Annotated in this window: 3 protein-coding genes and 4 pseudogenes; 2 read left to right on the top strand and 5 right to left on the bottom strand. The window is 40.4% G+C overall.

Going from position 1 to position 4113, the window contains the following annotated elements; translation table 11 throughout:
• Window positions 1-265: hypothetical protein (locus Xedl_RS31775; protein ID WP_208605096.1), on the top strand; the 265-nt coding region annotated here is incomplete at its 5' end.
• Between the two features lie 179 nt (window positions 266-444).
• Complete coding sequence (mdtD, locus tag Xedl_RS19095; RefSeq protein WP_074025294.1) at window positions 445-1842, top strand: multidrug transporter subunit MdtD; 1398 nt, start codon at window positions 445-447, stop codon at window positions 1840-1842.
• A gap of 73 nt (window positions 1843-1915) precedes the next feature.
• Here the strand turns inward: mdtD and Xedl_RS19090 are convergent.
• The 5 genes and pseudogenes from Xedl_RS19090 to Xedl_RS25985 form a co-directional block, all read right to left on the bottom strand.
• Window positions 1916-2149, bottom strand: a pseudogene (locus Xedl_RS19090) (LacI family DNA-binding transcriptional regulator); the annotation flags it as partial.
• Between the two features lie 2 nt (window positions 2150-2151).
• Window positions 2152-3081, bottom strand: a complete 930-nt coding sequence (gene rbsK, locus Xedl_RS19085; protein WP_074025293.1) for a ribokinase — start codon at window positions 3079-3081, stop codon at window positions 2152-2154.
• Window positions 3082-3210: 129 nt separating this feature from the next.
• A pseudogene (locus Xedl_RS19080) lies at window positions 3211-3572 on the bottom strand (substrate-binding domain-containing protein); the annotation flags it as partial.
• A pseudogene (locus tag Xedl_RS19075) lies at window positions 3565-3744 on the bottom strand (RbsD/FucU domain-containing protein); the annotation flags it as partial. The pseudogenes Xedl_RS19075 and Xedl_RS19080, both read right to left, overlap by 8 nt.
• Window positions 3745-4006: 262 nt before the next feature.
• Window positions 4007-4113, bottom strand: a pseudogene (locus tag Xedl_RS25985) (IS5/IS1182 family transposase); the annotation flags it as partial.

The following is a 4113-nucleotide window of genomic DNA, read 5'->3' as shown; positions in this document are numbered from 1 at the left end:
TGTTAAAGAGCGTTGGCAACCGGACATCTCTTCCGGGTTGCGAGGCTGCGTATCTTACGCTTTTTGCCTCCGGAGTCAAGCGATTATTTTCGCCTTTCTCCGCTGCCGTCGCGGCGTGTCTCAGCACATCGTCGGTCAGTGGTGGCGCATTATAGGGAGTTTTACGGATGTGACAATAGTTTTTTTTGATTTTTTTTCTGTTCGTGTTTTTTTTCAACAAAACCAACAATATTGTACTTTTTTTGCTCCAATATTGCTGATTTAGCCAACAATCTTTGAATCAATGTTTCACATAATCATTATTGGTACGATTGACGACCGTAACACTCAACCAGTCTTAAAAGTACTTGATTGACTCATTAGTAGCCAAAAAATAGTTTTAGTTTAATGTATTAGGATAATATGTAATCACGAATTATCATTAAAAAATAAACAGGATATCTAATGGTCAAATCCGCACGCAGTATGTCGGGGTTGCCTTGGATTGCGGCGATAGCTTTTTTTATGCAGTCTTTGGATGCCACAATTCTTAACACTGCACTACCGGCGATTGCAAAAAGTCTTAATCACTCTCCGCTGGCAATGCAACCCGCCATTGTCAGTTATGCCTTAACTGTAGCGATGCTAATTCCCGTAAGCGGTTGGCTTGCTGATAGGTTTGGCACTCGTACGGTATTCATTTATGCTGTTTCCTTCTTTTCTTTAGGCTCGCTTGCTTGTGCACTGTCACACAACCTCTCTTTTTTAGTTATATCCCGCATTATGCAAGGTATAGGAGGGGCAATGATGATGCCTGTTGCTCGCCTGACTTTGCTAAGAACATATCCACGTAGCGAATTGCTACCTATTTTGAATTTTGTCACCATGCCAGGATTATTGGGTCCGATTTTGGGTCCAATGCTTGGCGGATTGTTAGTGACTTATGCAACATGGCATTGGATCTTTATCATCAATATTCCCATTGGCTTATTAGGTATCATTTATGCCAAAAAGAATATGCCTAATTTAACTATGCCCAAATGCCCTTTCGATTTTATGGGATTCATGCTGTTTAGTACGGGCTTGGTAATGATTTCGGTCAGCTTTGATTTATTTGGGGATCACTCATTCTCTGGCTATATTCCTCCCGTTTTATTTTCTGGCGGTATCATTATGCTATTGGGGTATATCTTCCATGCTAAAAGACACTCAAATCCCCTCATTAACCTCCAGTTGTTCCAAACACGCACATTTTCAATTGGCATTGCCAGTAATATTGCTACTCGGCTAAGTACTGGCTCGCTTTCATTTATTATTCCTTTGATGCTACAAGTAGGGTTTGGCTTTTCAGCAGTCATTGCTGGCATAATGATGGCACCGAATGCGATTGGCTCAATTTTAGCCAAATCTTTTGTGACCAATATATTGACCCGCTTTGGATATCGAAACACTCTCATTTGGGTCACGATCATTATTGGTGTAATGATTTCACAATTTTCGCTACAGACACCGGAACTCCCCATCGTATTTTTGATAATCCCTCTTTTTATATTGGGAATGGTAATGTCCACACAGTTCACAGCAATGAATACAATCACCTTAGGTGATCTGAATGATAATAATGCAAGTGCCGGTAACAGTCTGCTGGCAGTCACTCAGCAGTTATCCATTAGTTTTGGGGTGACTGTCAGTGCGGCAGTCCTGAGATTTTATGAGTCAATGAGCGATGGTTCTACGGTGGAACACTTTCACTATACATTTATCACAATAGGTACGATTACTTTGGCTTCCGCTTTTATTTTTTTACTTTTAAATAAAGAGGATGGCAGCAATTTAGTTAAGAAAAAGCAACCTAAAAAATGATATTATCAACGCTGACCTACAGAATCTTGCTTCCTGCAAAAACTGCTTCGGGAATTTCAGGTAATTGGTCACTAACGACTTCGGAATAAAAAGAACTATCACTGGTAGTAACCAACATACCAATGGTTTTGGTTTGCTTGACTTTCAAGCTTCTTGCCAAAGCAGACGGCGCATAATTCAATTCCTCAATCGCGGCATTGACTTTCTTTTTCACGTTTTCACTGACATAACGATTGCCATTCATCACATGAGAAACAGTTGATGTCGATACGCCCGCCAGACGAGCAACATCCTTCATGGTAGTCACGGTTAATCCTGTTCAGACAGAAATGCATCAATTTCACTTCGCCACGGAACCGCAGGCTGCGCTCCCTGACGTGTAACTGCAATCGCCGCCGCAGCATGAGCAAAGCGGATCGCCGACAGTATCTCTTTTCCTTCCAGCAATCCCGTAACCAAAGCGCCATTAAAGGTATCCCCCGCAGCAATGGTATCGATCGTTTTTACTTTAAATCCGGGAACAATTTTACCTGCTTTGCCTTTTTCACTCAGCCATACACCCCGACTACCCAATGTGATAATGATCGTTTCTATGCCTTTATTATGTAAGGCTTGAGCTGCTTTTTCCGCTCCAGCATCATCTTTTACAGCAATACCAGTTAAATACTCTGCTTCTGTTTCATTCGGTGTAATGATATCTACCAGCGAAAGCAATCGATCCGGAATTTTCTGTGCGGGTGCTGGATTCAAGATCACTTTGACACGATGTTTCCTGGCCGTTTCAGCCGCAAGTTGCACTGTTTCCAGTGGAGTTTCAAGCTGCAATAATAATGCATTTGCATCTTTGACTACTTGGTCATGACGAAGGAAATAATCAGGGGTAAGCCTGCCATTCGCCCCTGCATTAATACCAATAACATTTTCACCCTGCCGATTGACAAAAATCAGAGCAACGCCCGTTGTTTCTCCTTCAATAACCTCAATTGAGGCAGTATTGATATTATCTTTCACCAACTGTTGGCAAACACGTGTGCCAACGTCATCTTGGCCAACGCAAGCAATAAATGTAATGTCAGCACCACAACGACCAGCAGCAACAGCCTGGTTTGCTCCTTTTCCTCCAAAGGCAACCTTATACCGTTCTCCTCTCACTGTTTCTCCTGGTTGGGGAAAAGAATTGAGATTCAAGATGTGATCTACATTGATGCTACCCATCACCACCAGTTTTGCCATACTCATTACATTTATTCCTGTATAAAAATAATACAGTCATAAAAACTAATGACTGCATGAATAATGTTGATTATTTCTTAACAACTAATCACAGTTTAACCGGAATGATGACATCAACTTTTTCACCTTTTAACACTTTGTCCGATCATAATCAGCGGGTTGACTAGCCAACATATTGAATTTATGCTTTTGACTGCCTGACCAAAACTTTCACCACGTTCACGCGCATCTGAAGTTACTGAAATACCTTCCAATTGAATGACTTTGACATCATTACCTAATTTCCCAGCGATAAAATCAGCGGCCATTTTGGCACCTAAACGGCTGTCAGGAGCAATATAGCTGATAACGTTGCCCTTATACGCTAGGTCAAGAGTAATAACCGGAATATTCGCCTTATTTGCCACGATCACTGCATTGCCAACAGCATCTGAGTCGGTTGGGTTAATTAACAACAATTTTATGCTACGAACTGTCAAATCCTGTACATTGACCAACAACATCAAAGACAGATAACAAATCGAGTGTTCCCTGGGTTAGCGCTAAATCAATTGTTTGGGTAAAAGACGGGATAGATAACCCCGCATCACTAATCGCAATCTGATCAGTATGCCCTAAACGAGAAATAACGGCTGAAATATCAGAATGTAATAAAACGCCTTTTTTCATTTTTATAAGTCTCTTAGCGAAACGTTTCGCTAAGGGATCATCATATAAAGCTAACTATTAAAGACAACATGATTAATATGAAAATGTGATCATCATAAAAACGTTTAAAAAGAAGATAATTAGAATAAAAACACTAATTTATTGAATATATTAAGCTGAATCGATTTTTTAAAACACACTATTGAAGCTCAATAAATTATCATCAAAATCTTTGCATAAAATGAATTTTATCTAGGGTCTGTTGATGTTTTAAGGTCATAATTCATTCAACCCACATGGGCAACCAGACAATGATAAACGCCAGAGCCAACATACTGGCGTAATTCCGTTCAAGCTTATCGTATCTTGTTGCTATTGCACGAAAATGTT

It is taken from the genome of Xenorhabdus eapokensis (assembly GCF_001908105.1).
Note: the sequence above shows the minus strand (reverse complement) of the source record. Positions and strands in the feature narration are given on the sequence as shown.

Excerpts from the sequence above, each read along its gene's own strand:
- mdtD (WP_074025294.1), top strand. The coding sequence starts at position 445 with ATGGTCAAATCCGCACGCAGTATGTCGGGGTTGCCTTGGATTGCGGCG.
- rbsK (WP_074025293.1), bottom strand. The coding sequence starts at position 3,081 with ATGAGTATGGCAAAACTGGTGGTGATGGGTAGCATCAATGTAGATCAC.